The 15068-nt window shown below is 67.0% G+C and carries 14 protein-coding genes and 1 tRNA gene; 14 read left to right on the top strand and 1 reads right to left on the bottom strand.

Features of this window, described 5'->3' with window-relative positions:
• The first annotated feature begins 105 nt into the window (after positions 1-105).
• From rtcR to AC3WLD_RS01835, 5 genes are all read left to right on the top strand, one after another.
• Entirely contained in the window at positions 106-1692 is a 1587-nt protein-coding gene (gene rtcR, locus AC3WLD_RS01815) for an RNA repair transcriptional activator RtcR (protein WP_492555189.1), read from the top strand.
• Positions 1693-2014: 322 nt separating this feature from the next.
• On the top strand, positions 2015-3586 hold the full coding sequence (locus AC3WLD_RS01820; RefSeq protein ID WP_492555190.1) for a DUF4153 domain-containing protein: 1572 nt from the start codon (positions 2015-2017) through the stop codon (positions 3584-3586).
• An 11-nt stretch (positions 3587-3597) separates the two neighbouring features.
• A complete protein-coding gene (locus AC3WLD_RS01825; protein WP_492555191.1) occupies positions 3598-4311 on the top strand; it encodes a response regulator transcription factor in 714 nt (237 codons plus the stop codon).
• Positions 4308-5912, top strand: coding sequence for a sensor histidine kinase (locus tag AC3WLD_RS01830; protein ID WP_492555192.1), 1605 nt, complete (start codon positions 4308-4310; stop codon positions 5910-5912). Before AC3WLD_RS01825 ends, AC3WLD_RS01830 begins: the two co-directional genes overlap by 4 nt.
• Entirely contained in the window at positions 5909-6436 is a 528-nt protein-coding gene (locus tag AC3WLD_RS01835) for a hypothetical protein (protein WP_492555193.1), read from the top strand. The genes AC3WLD_RS01830 and AC3WLD_RS01835 overlap by 4 nt, the downstream gene beginning before the upstream one ends.
• A gap of 193 nt (positions 6437-6629) precedes the next feature.
• Here AC3WLD_RS01835 and AC3WLD_RS01840 read toward each other — a convergent pair.
• A tRNA-Thr gene (locus tag AC3WLD_RS01840) sits at positions 6630-6704 on the bottom strand.
• Between the two features lie 122 nt (positions 6705-6826).
• Here AC3WLD_RS01840 and AC3WLD_RS01845 point away from each other — a divergent pair.
• From AC3WLD_RS01845 to AC3WLD_RS01885, 9 genes are all read left to right on the top strand, one after another.
• The gene (locus AC3WLD_RS01845) at positions 6827-6976 is read left to right on the top strand and encodes a hypothetical protein (RefSeq protein WP_492555194.1); all 150 of its coding nucleotides are present in this window, start codon (positions 6827-6829) and stop codon (positions 6974-6976) included.
• Positions 6977-7018: 42 nt separating this feature from the next.
• On the top strand, positions 7019-7705 hold the full coding sequence (gpmA, locus tag AC3WLD_RS01850) for a 2,3-diphosphoglycerate-dependent phosphoglycerate mutase (protein WP_492555195.1): 687 nt from the start codon (positions 7019-7021) through the stop codon (positions 7703-7705).
• A gap of 25 nt (positions 7706-7730) precedes the next feature.
• Entirely contained in the window at positions 7731-8216 is a 486-nt protein-coding gene (gene purE / locus AC3WLD_RS01855) for a 5-(carboxyamino)imidazole ribonucleotide mutase (RefSeq protein ID WP_492555196.1), read from the top strand.
• Between the two features lies 1 nt (position 8217).
• On the top strand, positions 8218-9276 hold the full coding sequence (locus tag AC3WLD_RS01860; RefSeq protein ID WP_492555197.1) for a 5-(carboxyamino)imidazole ribonucleotide synthase: 1059 nt from the start codon (positions 8218-8220) through the stop codon (positions 9274-9276).
• Positions 9277-9283: 7 nt separating this feature from the next.
• On the top strand, positions 9284-9772 hold the full coding sequence (locus AC3WLD_RS01865) for a dihydrofolate reductase (protein ID WP_492555198.1): 489 nt from the start codon (positions 9284-9286) through the stop codon (positions 9770-9772).
• A 118-nt stretch (positions 9773-9890) separates the two neighbouring features.
• Positions 9891-10817, top strand: a complete 927-nt coding sequence (locus AC3WLD_RS01870; RefSeq protein ID WP_492555199.1) for a bifunctional riboflavin kinase/FAD synthetase — start codon at positions 9891-9893, stop codon at positions 10815-10817.
• A 249-nt stretch (positions 10818-11066) separates the two neighbouring features.
• Positions 11067-13997: an isoleucine--tRNA ligase gene (gene ileS, locus AC3WLD_RS01875; protein ID WP_492555200.1), complete on the top strand. Its 2931-nt coding sequence runs from the start codon at positions 11067-11069 to the stop codon at positions 13995-13997.
• Positions 13994-14530: a signal peptidase II gene (gene lspA / locus AC3WLD_RS01880; protein WP_492555201.1), complete on the top strand. Its 537-nt coding sequence runs from the start codon at positions 13994-13996 to the stop codon at positions 14528-14530. Before ileS ends, lspA begins: the two co-directional genes overlap by 4 nt.
• Positions 14530-14940 (top strand): DUF3035 domain-containing protein, encoded by a 411-nt coding sequence (locus AC3WLD_RS01885; protein ID WP_492555202.1) that lies wholly within the window; start codon positions 14530-14532, stop codon positions 14938-14940. The genes lspA and AC3WLD_RS01885 overlap by 1 nt, the downstream gene beginning before the upstream one ends.
• Positions 14941-15068 lie beyond the last annotated feature (128 nt).

A 15068-nucleotide genomic window follows, 5' to 3' on the forward strand; every position in this document is an offset into this window, starting at 1 on the left:
ATATCACGTTTTAAATTACACGCGGCTATTCCCAACCATCCGCTCTCGAAAACATCACGTCTCGAAAATTGTATCTTATGGGATAAGATGATATAAAATTCGCGCATGAGACCGACGACCGTGATCAGCTTCCTTGGCTCGACCCTCGACGCGTCGAAGTTCGGCCCTTCACGCTGGATGAAATGGCGACCCTCGGTGGGTCTGTGCATGCACGAGGATCTGCGGGTCGATCGCCTGCTCATGATCCACGGCTCGGCGCACAGCCGCCTGGCCGAGTACGTCTGCGAGGATATCGCAGCCGTTTCGCCCGAGACCATGGTCGAGCGTCATGTCATCGACTTTGCGGATCCGTGGGATTTCGAGGAGGTTTACGGCAAGCTGCTCGATTTCGCGCGGTCGCAGCCGCTCGATCCCGATGTCGAGGATTACCTGATCCACATCACCACCGGCACGCACGTCGCGCAGATCTGCCTGTTCCTGCTGACCGAGGCGCATTACCTGCCCGGCCGCCTGCTCCAGACCCAGCCCAAGCGCGGTGCGCCCGACGCGGCCGGCACCTGGAGCGTGATCGACCTCGATCTGTCGCGCTACGACAGCATCGCCACGCGCTTCGCCAGTGAAAGCGCGGAAAGCACCTCGTTCCTGAAATCGGGCATCGAAACGCGCAATGCGGTCTTCAATACGATGATCGACGAGATCGAACAGGTCGCCAGCCGCACGCGCGCGCCGATCCTGCTGATGGGACCTACGGGCGCGGGCAAGAGCCAGCTCGCCCGGCGCATATTCGAGCTGAAGAAGCTCAAGCGACAGGTCAGCGGCCAGTTCGTCGAAGTGAACTGCGCGACGCTGCGCGGCGACAGCGCCATGTCGGCGCTGTTCGGGCACAAGAAGGGGGCGTTCACCGGAGCGGCCGCAGACCGGCCCGGTCTCTTGCGCACGGCCGACGGCGGACTGCTGTTCCTCGACGAGATCGGCGAACTGGGGTCTGACGAGCAGGCGATGATCCTGCGTGCGATCGAGGACAAGCGGTTCCTCCCGGTTGGCGCTGACCGCGAGGCAGAGAGCGATTTCCAGCTGATCGCGGGCACCAACCGCGATCTCGCCAGGTGCGTTGCGGAGGGCACCTTCCGTGAAGACCTCTTTGCACGTCTCAACCTGTGGACCTTCGCGCTGCCGGGCCTCGCCCAGCGCCGCGAGGACATCGCGCCGAACCTGGACTACGAGCTCGACCGCCACACCGAGCGCGAAGGGGAACGGGTGACTTTCAACAAGGAAGCTCGCGATCGCTACCTTGGCTTCGCGGTTTCAGGTGAAGCGAAATGGTCCGGCAACTTCCGCGACCTCGCAGCAAGCGTCACCCGCATGGCGACGTTTTCACCGAAGGGCCGCATCGACAGCGAAGTCGTCGCCACCGAGATTGTGCGTCTGAAACGATTGTGGGACGGCGTTCGCGAATCTGACGAGCTCGAACCATTGCTGGGCGCAGGTGCGGTGGCGGATATCGATTCGTTCGACCGGGTCCAGCTTGCGCACGTCGTCGCGACCTGCCGGCAGAGCCGCTCGCTGTCGGATGCAGGGCGCAAGCTGTTCGCCGCCTCGCGCCGGAAGCGGGCAAGCACCAACGACGCGGATCGGCTGCGCAAGTACCTCGCCCGCTTCGGCCTCGCCTGGGAGGAACTGGCGATCCGCTAGAAGCCGATCCGCTGAGAAGCGCCCGGCCGGGCCGCGACTTTGGCCGTTCCACGATGCCCTGCCCATCCCAACGGGAGGTCGCACCGTCGGCCTCCGCAACTGGTCCGTCTGGCGAGAGCCATCCGGCGACAGTCCGAACCCGGCGAACGGGCTGCGCCTGCACCATTCCTGCACATGATCGACACGGCAAGCCCACGCCCTTGCATGCGCGGACTGCGTTTTGCTCCGCCACGTCATCCTGCGAAAATGCGGGAGACCGATGATGACGATGTCCGGGGTTCGAGTGCGACGCAGCTTTGCATGGAAGCTGGCGGTTGCAGCCATGCTGGTTGGCCTGGGTGACCTGCTGTTCTTCCAGTGGGGACTTGCTGGCGGAAACGTCGGCTGGTTCCTTCTCGCCATGATTGCGGGAATGATCGCCGCGCGCAGCGCGGTGCAGCGCGATCGGCGCGCGCTGGTGGCCGCCGGTGCCGCGGCGGTGTTCGGCTGGGCGATGGTCCTGGATCCCAGCCTGCTCGCCTGGGCCCTGTTCTGGCTGGCGGCCGGGATGGCGGCACTGCTGCCCGCGACGGGCCGTTTCGACGACGGCTGGCGCTGGTTCCAGAGGCTGGTGCTGCACGGGTTGCGGACACCGCTAGGACCGATTCTCGATGCGATCCGGATACGCAAAGCGGGGCGTCGCAGGCCGGGACGCAATTTCAGCCTGCCGACGATCGTGCCGGTTCTGGCGGTCCCGGTCATCGGCAGCGCGGTCATTGTCTGGCTGTTCGCCGCCGCCAACCCGGTGCTCGAGCAATGGCTGTCCGACCTCGCCTTGCCCGAAATTTCCGGCGAGACGGTCGGGCGGATGTTGCTCTGGACGCTGCTGTTCATCGCGAGCTGGAGCCTGGTCCGGCCCCGGCTTGCCCGGCGCATCTTCGGAACCTTCGACGGCAGCGGAGATCTTCATCTTCCCGGTGTCTCGGTGACCTCGGTCAAGCTGTCGCTGATCGCGTTCAATCTGCTGTTCGCCGTGCAGAACATGATGGACGCCGCTTACCTTGGCGGTGTGATCCCGATGCCGGACGGGATCACCCTCGCCGAGTATGCCCATCGCAGCGCCTATCCGCTGATCGTGACCGCGATCCTGGCCGCGCTGTTCGTGGTCGTGACCTTGCGGCCCGGCTCTTCGACTGCGGCGGTCCCGGCCATTCGCCGGCTGGTGGTGTTGTGGATCGCGCAGAACGTGGTTCTGGTCGGCTCTTCGGTTGTGCGCACGGTCGATTATATCGAGGCCTATTCGCTGACGGTCCTGCGCATCTCCGCGCTGGCGTGGATGCTGCTGGTCGCGATCGGGCTGGTGCTGACCTGCTGGCGCCTGCTTGCGGAGAAAAGCGCCGGCTGGCTGATCAATGCCAACCTCGTCGCGGCCGGCCTGCTGCTCTCCTGGGCCAGTTTTGTCGACCTCGGCAACCTCGCGGCGTGGTGGAACATTCGCCATGCCCGCGAAGTCGGCGGCAGGGGAGCGCAGCTGGACCTTTGCTACCTGAACAGTCTCGGCAGTTCGTCGCTCTTGCCGCTGATCGAACTGGAGCAGAACCGCGATCTCGCGCCCTGGCTGCGTGAGCGAGTGCAGGCCGTGCGGACCGACGTCCAGAACCGGCTCAGGTACGACATGATCCAGTCGTGGACCCTGCGGGGCGCGCGCCGGCTGGAACAGGCCGAGCAACTGGTCGCGGCGCTCCACGAGGCTCCGCTTAAGCCAGCGCTGCGCAATTGCGACGGGACGACCTATGCCCCGGCAGTCGAGGTCCAACCGGCGCCGGTCTTGCCGCAGCCGCCGAACGCCCCGGCGGCCAAGCCGGCTAGCGCGGACAAATCACCTGACGCGTTGACAGCCGGGACCGGGAGATGATCATGTCTTCCATGCCGCGCACGATCCTGGTCGTCGACGACGATCCTCACATCCGCCACCTGCTGGTTTTCGCCTTCGGAAAGGCAGGGCTCGAGACGATCGAGGCGCAGGACGGCGAGGAAGCAATCGCCAAGGTAGCAGCCCACGGCCCTGATCTCGTGGTGCTCGACATCAACATGCCGCGGATGGACGGTCTCGAAGTATGCCGCAGACTGCGCGCGGCGGGGGAAGTGCCGATCCTGTTCCTCTCGTCGCGCGATGACGAGATCGACCGCGTGCTCGGCATCGAGCTGGGTGCGGACGATTACGTGGTGAAGCCGTTTTCCCCGCGCGAAGTGGTTGCGCGTTCGCAAGCGATCATGCGGCGCACGGCGGCAAGGCCGACCGCGCCCGCAGCAGCAAGCGCGACGATGGGACAGGGTGGCCTCACGCTCGATCCCGAAGGGTGGGCGGCGCAGTGGCATGGCGCGGAGATCGCCCTGACCTCCACCGAGTTCACCATCCTGCGGACGCTGGCGGGTGCGCCCTCGCGAATCTTCTCGCGCGATATGATCATCGACCGCCTGCACGGCCCTGGCTTCGCGATCACCGACCGCACGGTCGACAGCCATGTCCGCAACCTGCGGCGCAAGTTCGCCGAGGCCGGCTGCGACGACCTGATCGAAACGCGCGCCGGCGTCGGATACCGGCTCGGCACCTGCAAGGGGCGACCCGCGCCAGCATGATCGCGGCTCTCAAGTCCTTCGTCGCCCGGCGCTGGCCGGTGCTGCGTCTGCGGACGATCCTGTTCGGCACCCTGTTGTTCGTCGCCGCCCTGCCAGGCGTCGGTGCGGTGTTCCTGCGCGTCTACGAAAACGCCCTGGTCCGGCGAACCGAAGCCGAACTGGTGGCGCAGAGCGCCGCGCTCGCCGCCAGCGCGGCAGTCGACTGGCCGGTGCGCGGCTCATCGGCAGGCGGCAGCCCCACAGCGCCTCCTGACGGACCGGACGGCGCTGCCGGCGCGCGTGTTTACCACGAGCGTCCCACCGAAATCGATCTCAGCTCCTCTCCGGTCCTTCCGGCGCGGCCCGCGGCTGCTGCCGGCGCCAGCAAACCCGAAGCGGGCGCGCTCGCCGTCGCCGCGCATCTTGTCCCGGCCTTCGAGGAAACCCGGACAACCACGCTGTCGTCGATCGTCATGCTCGACTGGCAAGGCATTGTCCTGACCGGACCGGAACTCGGCCGGAGCCTTGCCATGCTGCCCGAAGTCCGTGCCGCACTGGCCGGCACGCCCACGACGGTGCTGCGCATCAATGGCGATTATCGCGGGGGACACGCGTTCGAATGGCTGAGCCGCGCGTCCAACATTCGCCTTCACCATGCGCGCCCGGTGGTGGTCGATGGCAAGGTCCGGGCAGCGATCCTCGTCTCCCGGTCCCCGCGCGCGCTGTTCAAGGGTGTCTACGAGGATCGCGGCAAGATTGCCGTCGGCGTCATCGTCATCTTTATGCTGCTGCTGATCCTTTCGGCGGTGCTGTCGCGCGCGATCGTGCGGCCGATCGAAAACCTCTCGCGCGCGACGCGGGACCTGTCCTCAGGGCGGCAGGTCGAGCCGGTGCATCCTTCGCTGCAGGTGGTCGAAATCCGCAACCTGTTCCGGGATTTCGAGGTCATGGCGGCGACCATCGACAAGCGCTCGCGCTACTTGCGCGACTTCGCCTCTTCGGTCAGCCACGAGTTCAAGACGCCCCTGGCAGCGATCAGCGGCGCGATCGAATTGCTGCAGGACCACGCCGACGACATGAGCCCGGCCGACCGCGAGCGCTTCCTCGCCAACATGGCGGCAGATGCGGAGCGGCTTTCGCGTCTGGTTCGCCGGCTGATGGAACTGGCGCAGGCCGACCTGCGGATGGACGTTGCGAACGAGCGGGCCGACGCGCGGCCGATACTCGCGGCGGTCGCCGATGCTTTCTGCAGTCCGGGTTTCGCGGTCGTGCTCGACGTTCCCGATGCGGTGCCGCTGCTGCGCATCGACGGCGAGGCATTCGATGCGGTGCTCACCACGCTCGTCGAAAACGCGCGGCAGGCTGGTGCAACGCTGCTCGCGATCAGCGCGAGGCAGGAATCCGGCGCGGTCCGTTTCGATCTGATCGATGACGGCCCCGGCATCCCCGTCACCGATCATCGGCGCATTTTCGCTCCGTTCTTCACCAGCAAGCGCGAACAGGGCGGAACCGGGCTCGGCCTGTCGATCGCGCGCTCGCTGTTGCAGGCTTATGGTGCATCGCTCGGCCTCGTGCCCTCAGTGCAGGGGGCGCATTTCACGATCACGGTGGCCACGGCATGACCGGCCCGGTGGCGCGGCCGCTGCCGCAAGGATCGCTGCTGATGAGCTACCGCGAGAACGGCAGCTACACCGACTGTTTCACCCTCGACGTCCGGGACGAGGTTTCCAACCGGCAGTTCGTCCAGGCGTTCTATACCAGCCGTCTGTTCAAGGCGGAGCGCTTCCTCATCACTTGGCTTGTCGGCAAGACATCGAGCGACGACGATGTGGCGCGGCTCGCCGACGGCAGCGCCGACCGGTTTTCCGCTTGGGCGGTTGAGCGGCGGACGCAGGATCAACTTCTGCTCTGCGACTACCAGGGCCGGACCCGTTCCTGGCTGATGGCCCAGGTGCAGGCAGAATGCGGCACAAGATCGACACGGCTGTACTTCGGCACTGCGGTCGTGCCGGTGGAGGGCGGACGAGCCGGCCAATCAGCCATACCACTTCTCTTCCGCCTGCTGGGCGGCGTTCATCGCCTCTATGCACGGGCATTGCTCCGCGCTGCCGCAGCGAACTTGCAGCCGATAACCGGCCCCGCATAGTCGAGGGGCCGTTTGCACATTTGCACGGCAGCCACCGTTTTCTTGGAAAGCCCTTCGCCAATCGGCGCCTTTACCCAACGGTTGATGTCCGCGCGGACTACCCGTCGCGCATCGTCGTGCCCGAAGAACTCCACAAGCCTTGCTATGCACGACCGGAGCGGGCAGCCTCGCGCGCCGCGCTCTCCGCCGGAAATGGTGCTGCTGGGGAGGATTGAACTCCCGACCTCAGCCTTACCAAGGATGCGCTCTACCACTGAGCTACAGCAGCACACCATTTCCGCGTGTCCGGAGCGCAGGGCGGTCCGGGCAGGGGCGCGCTATTGGCCGGGGGGGTTCGCTTTGTCAAGCAGGGCCTTGCCTCGCGCGGCGCGGGTCGGCAGGAGGGCGGTTATGAGCGAGGAAAAGCCCCTCTCCCGCGACGAACGTCTGGCCCTGCGCCTGCGCGAGAACCTGCGCCGGCGCAAGGCGCAGGCCCGGGCGCTTGCTGCTGGCGATTCGGACGTCCTCGCCGGGGTTCCCAAAACCCCCTCCGAACGCTAGGGGCGTCGCTCCCGTTTGACAGCACGCAGCCGAAAGGTCCCGATGCCCCGCCTGATCCTGATCCGCCACGGCCAGTCGCAGTGGAATCTCGAGAATCGCTTCACCGGCTGGTGGGACGTCGACGTGACCGAGAAGGGCGCGGCCGAGGCATTTGCCGCCGGTCAGCTGCTGAAGGACAAGGGGCTGCTGCCGACGACCGCCTTCACCTCGCTCCAGACCCGCGCGATCAAGACGCTGCACCTGGCGCTGGAAGCGGCCGGGCGGCTGTGGATCCCGGAGGACAAGGACTGGCGGCTGAACGAGCGCCACTATGGCGGGCTGACCGGGCTCGACAAGGCGGAGACCGCAGCCAAGCACGGCGACGACCAGGTCAAGATCTGGCGCCGCAGCTTCGACACCCCGCCCCCGCCGCTCGACAAGGGCAGCGAGTTCGACCTGTCCTCGGACCCGCGCTATGCCGGGATCGCGGTGCCGGCGACCGAAAGCCTGAAGGACACTATCGCCCGCGTCCTCCCTTGCTGGGAGGAGAAGATCGCCCCGGCGCTGAAAGCCGGCGAGATCGTGATCGTCTCGGCCCACGGCAACTCCCTGCGGGCGCTGGTCAAGCACCTCTCGGGCATCTCGGACGACGAGATCACGGGTCTCGAGATCCCGACCGGGCAACCGATCGTGTACGAACTCGACGACAACCTCGCCGAAGTCGAACGCTACTACCTTTCGGAGCGCTGAGCGCTCCCCTGCAGGGGGCAGGCCGATGAGTGAAACGCCAGTCGTCGCTATCGTCATGGGGAGCCAGTCCGACTGGGAGACCATGCGCCATGCCGCCGAGGTGCTCGACAAGCTCGGCGTCGCGCACGACTGCCGGATCGTTTCCGCCCACCGCACGCCCGATCGCCTCGTCAGCTTTGCCAAGGGTGCGGCCGGCGAAGGCTTCAAGGTGGTGATCGCCGGGGCCGGCGGGGCAGCGCACCTTCCCGGAATGGTTGCTTCGATGACCCACCTGCCGGTGCTGGGCGTGCCGGTGCAGTCCAAGGCGCTTTCGGGGCAGGACAGCCTGCTCTCGATCGTCCAGATGCCCGGCGGCATCCCGGTCGGCACGCTGGCGATTGGCGTCCCTGGCGCAACCAACGCCGGACTGCTGGCGGCGGCGATCCTCGCGACCTCGGACGAGGCGCTATCCCAGCGGCTGGTCGCCTTCCGCGAGGTCCAGACCGCGAGCGTGGCGGAAAGGCCGGCGTGAGGTGATCCCCCCCGGCGAAACCATCGGCATCGTCGGCGGCGGCCAGCTGGGCCGGATGATCGCGCTTGCGGCGGCGCAGCTCGGCTACCGCTGCCATGTCTATGCGCCGGAAGCGGATTCGATCGCGGCGGATGTCTGCGCCGAGTTCACCAATGCCGGCTGGGACGACCACGACGCGCTGCGGAAGTTCGCCTCGGCCTGTGCCGTCGTGACCTACGAGTTCGAGAACGTCCCCTTCGAATCGATGCGCGCGGTGGAAGAGGTCGGCACGCTCCACCCCGGTTCGCGGGCGCTCGAAGTCGCGCAGGACAGGGAGAACGAGAAGCGTTTCGTCCAGAACCTCGGCGGCCGGCCTGCGCCGTGGGCGACCGTCGACAGCCGCGAGGACCTCGCCGCCGCGCTGGTCTCGATCGGGACACCGGGCATCCTCAAGACCCGGCGCGACGGGTACGACGGCAAGGGCCAGTGGCGGATCATGTCGGTCGCCGATGCCGACGCCGTTGACCTGCCCGGCAAGCCGCTGGTCTATGAAGGCTTCGTCGATTTCGCCGCGGAGTTCTCGGTCATCCTCGTCCGGAGCGCCGATGGCGACGTGCGGTTCTGGGATTCTGCCGAGAACGTCCACAAGGGCGGCATTCTTGCAACCTCGACCATCCCCGCGCAGGCACTCATCGCCGGACAGGTGGAAGAGGCCCGCGCGCTCGCCCGCAAGGTCGCCGACGCACTCGGCTATGTCGGGGTGCTGACGCTGGAATTCTTCGCCACGACGAAAGGCCCGGTGTTCAACGAGATGGCCCCGCGGGTCCACAACTCGGGCCACTGGACGATCGAGGGCGCGCTCACCAGCCAGTTCGAGAACCACGTCCGCGCGATCTGCGGCCTGCCGCTGGGCGCGACGACGCTCGCGGCGAAGGGCGTGGTCATGGAAAACCTGATCGGCGAGGACGCGCACGACTGGGCGGGCATCCTCTCCGATCCCGAAAACCACCTCCACCTCTATGGCAAGGCGGCGGTGCGGCCGGGTCGCAAGATGGGCCACGTTACCCGGTTGGTGCTGTGACGCCAAAATGAACCAGCGCATTACGCTCCATCTCGCCCGTGCGCAGGACGGAACCATCGGCGACTGCGGCGGGCTGCCGTGGCGGCTTCCCGCCGACCTCAAACGGTTCAAGGCCCAGACCATGGGCAAGCCGATGATCATGGGCCGCAAGACCTTCGATTCGCTGCCCGGTCTGCTCCCCGGCCGCCGCCATATCGTGCTGACCCGCGATTCGCGGTGGCACGCGGAGGGGGCAGAGGTCGCGGGCACCGTGGAAGACTCCTTGTCGCTGGCGGGAGACGGCGAGATCGCGGTTATCGGCGGGGCGGACGTGTTCGCGCTCTTCCTCCCGCGCGCCGATGCGGTAGAACTGACCGAGATAGAACGGGATTATGGCGGAGACACGCGGATGCCGCCTTTCGGAGGCGAGTGGCGAGAAGTGCGCCGGGAGGCACACGAGGCCGAAGGCGCGCGCCCGGCCTATGCGTTCGTGCGGCTGGAAAGGACGGGCGTTTGATCCTCATGCCCACCCCCCAACCCCCTCCCGCAAGCGGGAGTGGGAGAAGCGAGCGCTACATCGTCCCCCTCCCGCTTGCGGGAGGGGTCAGGGGTGGGCCCGAAAGCTGCAAAGTCCTATGACTCGCCTCGATTCCCGCACCCCCGTCCCCGATCCCTACCGCGGCGCGATTCTCGCGCTCGGCAATTTCGACGGGTTCCACCTCGGCCACCAGGCAGTGGTGGGCGAGACGGTGCGCTGGGCACGGAGCGAGGGCCGCCCCGCCATCGTCGCGACCTTCGACCCGCACCCGATGCGGCTGTTCCGGCCGGAGACGCCGCCGTTCCGGCTGACCACGCTCGACCAGCGCGAAGAACTGTTCGCCGCCGCCGGGGCCGCGGCGATGCTGGTGTTCCACTTCGACGCCGAGCTTGCCGGGACGAGCGCCGAGGACTTCGTGCGGGGCCTGCTGTGCGAGCGGATCGGCGCGGCCGGCGTGGTCACTGGTGAGGATTTCACCTTCGGCAAGGGGCGCGGCGGCAACATGGCGCTGCTAGCCGAGATCGGCGCGGAAGCCGGGCTTGGCGTGCGCGCCGTGGGCCCGGTCCTGGCGGGCGGCGAGGTCGTCTCCTCCACCCGCATCCGCGACGCCCTGCGCGCCGGCGACTGCGACACCGCGACGCGCCTGCTGACCCGCCCGTTCGCGGTGCGGGGGACAGTCCAGCACGGCGACAAGGTCGGCCGGACGATCGACTTCCCCACCGCCAACCTCGACATGGGCAACTATCTGCGCCCTGGCTACGGGATTTACGCGGTAACCGGGCGGCTGCCTGACGGTCGCGTGCTGAACGGCGCGGCCAACATGGGCGTCCGGCCGACCTTCGATCCGCCCAAGGAACTGCTGGAGCCGCACTTCTTCGACTTTTCCGGCGACCTCTACGGCCAGGAGATCGAGGTCGCGTTCCACCACTACCTGCGGCCCGAGGCGAAGTTCGACAGCCTCGACGCGCTGGTGGCGCAGATGAAGCGCGACTGCGACGAGGCGCGGCGGTTGCTGGGCGACTGAAGGTACATTCCATAACCCGCCGTCACCCTGAACTCGTTTCAGGGTCCACTCTCCGACAGCGCTGGAGCAATGAACAGGGCGCTACCTGGCGGCAAAGGCGCGCCACGATTCCACCTGGTGGAGCAAACCGAAAATGGACCCTGAAACAAGTTCAGGGTGACGATCCTTTGAGTGCCAACACAGCATAAAGCTGCACTGCGTCCTCCCCGTTTGCAGGAATCCCCCGCGCCCGCTAATGCGCGGCGCATCATGACTGAACAGCGCGACTACCGCAGCACCGTCTTCCTCCCGAAGACCGATTTCCCGATGAAGGCCGGCCTCCCCCAGAAGGAGCCCGGCATTCTCGCGCGCTGGCAGGAGCAAGACATTTACAAGCAGCTGCGCGACGCCCGCCGCGGCCGCGAGAAGTTCGTGCTGCACGACGGCCCGCCTTACGCCAACGGCGACATGCACATCGGCCACGCGCTCAACCACATCCTCAAGGATATGGTCTGCCGCACCCAGACGCTGCTCGGCAAGGACGCGCCCTATGTGCCCGGGTGGGACTGCCACGGCCTGCCGATCGAGTGGAAGGTCGAGGAGCAGTACCGCAAGAAGAAGCTCAACAAGGACGAGGTCCCGGCGAAGGAATTCCGCGCCGAATGCCGCGCTTACGCGCAGCACTGGGTCGACACGCAGCGCGAGCAGCTCAAGCGGCTCGGCATCAACGGCGACTGGGACAATCCCTACCTGACGATGGACCCGGAAGCCGAAGGCACGATCGTCGCCGAACTGCTGAAGTTCGCGGAGAGCGGCCAGCTCTATCGCGGGGCCAAGCCGGTGATGTGGTCCCCGGTCGAAAAGACCGCGCTGGCCGAGGCCGAGGTCGAGTACGAGGACATCGTCTCGACCCAGATCGACGTGGCGTTCGAAATCACGGAATCGCCGATCCCCGAACTCGTCGGCGCGCACGCGGTGATCTGGACGACGACGCCGTGGACGATCCCGGTGAACCAGGCTTTGGCTTATGGGCCGGAGGTTGAGTATGTGCTGCTAGAAATGCAACCCTACGGTGGAGCAGTCCCGGAAGGAATACCTGACGATCAGATTCAAAAGTGGGCAGATCATCGCTCGAAGTTTCCAAAAGCCGTTCTGATCGCAAAGTCGCTAATGGAGACTGTGGGACAGCGCCTCAAAGGCCAGATGATCGGTCTCAAGACTATCACTTGGGAGGGTAAGGGCTCCGACCTCGCCGGCACAATCGCCCGCCACCCGATGCACCACTTGGGCGGGTTCTTCGCCAAGCCGCGTCCGTTCCTCCCCGGCGATTTCGTCACCACCGACAGCGGCACCGGGCTCGTCCACATGGCGCCGGACCACGGCGAGGACGACTTTGCGCTGTGCAAGGCGCACGGCATCGAGCCGGTGTTCGCGGTCCAGGGCGACGGCAAGTACCGCGAGGACTGGGGCTGGCTCGGCGGGCAGGGCTCGGTCATCAACCCCAAGTTCAACGCGCCCGACGGGCCGATCTGCTCGGACCTGCGCGAGGCGGGCGGGCTGCTGGCGGCGTCGGCGGACTACAGGCATTCGTACCCGCACTCGTGGCGCTCGAAAGCCAAGGTGATCTATCGCTGCACCCCGCAGTGGTTCGTGCCGATGGACAAGGACCTCCCTTCCCGCATGCGGGAGGGGTCGGGGGTGGGCTTGTCGGCCGGCGATACCCCTGAAACAAGCCCACCCCTGACCCCTCCCGCGAGCGGGAGGGGGACATTGAGGGAAACCGCCCTCGCCGAGATCGAGCGCGTCCGCTTCGTCCCCGAAAAGGGCCGCAACCGCATCGGCTCGATGGTCGAGGGGCGGCCCGACTGGGTGCTCAGCCGCCAGCGGGCATGGGGCGTGCCGATCACGCTGTTCGTGGACCGCAAGACCGGCCAGTACCTGTGCGATCCGGCGGTCAACGCCCGCATCGTCGCCGCGATCCGCGCGGGCGGGGTCGATGCGTGGGACGAAAGCCGCGCGCAGGAATACCTCGGCGCCGATTACCGGCTTGAGGACTACGAACGGGTCACCGACATCCTCGACGTCTGGTTCGATTCGGGTTCGACCCATGCCTTCGTGCTGGAATCGGGGCGCTGGCCTGACCTGAAGTGGCCGGCGGACCTCTACCTCGAAGGCTCGGACCAGCATCGCGGCTGGTTCCAGTCCTCGCTGCTCGAATCCTGCGCGACCCGCGGCCGTGCGCCCTATGACGCCGTGCTGACCCACGGGTTCACGATGGATTCCAAGGGCATGAAGATGTCCAAGAGCCTCGGCAACACCATCGACCCGCTCAAGGTCATGGAGACCAACGGGGCGGACATCATCCGCCTGTGGGCCCTGTCGGTCGACTACACCGAGGACCACCGCATCGGCGACGAAATCCTGAAAGGGGTCGCCGACCAGTACCGCAAGCTGCGCAACACCTTCCGCTACCTGCTCGGTGCGCTCGACGGTTTCGACGAGAGCGAGCGGGTGCCGGTGTCGGAGATGCCGGAGCTTGAACGCTACGTCCTCGTCCTGCTCGAACGGCTCGACGCCACGCTGCGGCAGGCTGCGCTGGATTACGACTTCAACACCTGGGTCCGTGCGCTGACCGAGTTCTGCAACGAGGACTTGTCGGCCTTCTTCTTCGATATCCGCAAGGACTGCCTCTATTGCGACGCGCCGTCGGATCCGAAGCGCCGCGCTTATCGCACCGTGCTCGACACGCTGTTCCATGCGCTCGTCCGCTATGTCGCGCCGGTGCTGGTGTTCACCGCCGAGGAAGTGTGGGGGACGCGCTATCCAGAGCGTGGCAGCGTCCACCTTCTCGACTGGCCGGAAATCCCGACCTCGGCGATCGACGAGGACCGCTGGACCGAACTGCGCAGCCTGCGCACCACCGTCAACGAGGCGATCGAGCCGCTGCGGCGCGAAAAGGTCGTCGGATCGAGCCTCGCCGCGACGGTCACCGTGCCGGCATCCGCGCCCGAGGCCGACCTCGCCGAACTGTTCATCACCGCGACAGTCGCGCGCGGGCAAGGCGATAGCGTGACCGTCGCCCCCGCCACCGACCACAAGTGCGGCCGCTGCTGGCGTCACCTCCCCGAGGTACGCGAGGACGGTGACCTGTGCGACCGCTGCGAGAGCGTTGTCGCGGTGCTCGATGGGGAAGCGGCATGACCCTCACCCCGCTGCGCCGCGCCGGCCTCATCACCGCGCTGGCGATCTTCCTCGCCGACCGCGGCACCAAGCTGCTGATGACGCATGTGCTGTTCCTGCAGGAGCGCGGTACGCCAATCGAGCTGCTGCCGATCTTCCAGCTCAACTGGACGCAGAACTTCGGCGTGTCGCTCGGCATGTTCACCGCGACCTCGCTCGAGATGCGGATCGGCCTGATCGCCGTCACCGCCGCGATCGCCATCGGCGTGTTCGTGTGGATGCTGCGCGAGACCCAGAAGTGGGACATCCTCGCCCTGGCGATGGTGCTGGGCGGCGCGCTCGGCAACATCTGGGATCGCATCTCGCGCGGCTACGTGATCGACTTCGCCGACCTCCACTTCGGCGAGTTCCGTCCCTTCCTGATCTTCAACCTGGCCGACGCCGCGATCACCTTCGGCGTGCTGATACTGCTTGCCCGCGCCCTGCTTCTGCGCGAAAAGCCCGACAACACAGCGGACAAGGGGGAAACCTCTTCCGCCACGGAGAATGCCTGATGCGTAAAGCCGCCGCCGTCCTCGTCCTTGCCGCCTCGGCGGTCACGCTTTCGGCCTGCGGCAGCACCGGCCTGTTCAACCGCGACCGGCCCGACGAATTCGCCGTCTCGCGCCAGGCCCCGCTGGTCGTCCCGCCCGATTTCGCGCTGACCCCGCCGAACCCCGGCGCGCCGCGCCCGCAGGATTCCGACGCCAGCAGCCAGGCGATGGACGCCCTGTTCGGCGGCCCCGCCCCGCGCAGCGCGGTGGAAAGCGACGCGGTGTCGAAGGCCGGGGCCTCGGCCGCAGGCATCCGCTCGACCGTCGGTGATCCGGCGACGCAGACCGTCTCCAAGGGTTCGGTCACCCGCGACATCCTCGCCGCGCCGGAAGGCGATGGACGCGAGGCGCAGGCGGCGATCCCGGGCTGAGCGCGCAACAGCGCGATTGCCCACCCCGCTGCGACCAATTCCGCCTTCGGCTGCATAAGTCTCGCGGCCCTCCCGCCTGCGGGAGGGCAAACCTCGAGCTACCTACTCCCCTCCCGCATGCGGGGGGG

Source organism: Novosphingobium sp. FW305-C-111 (assembly GCF_058783565.1).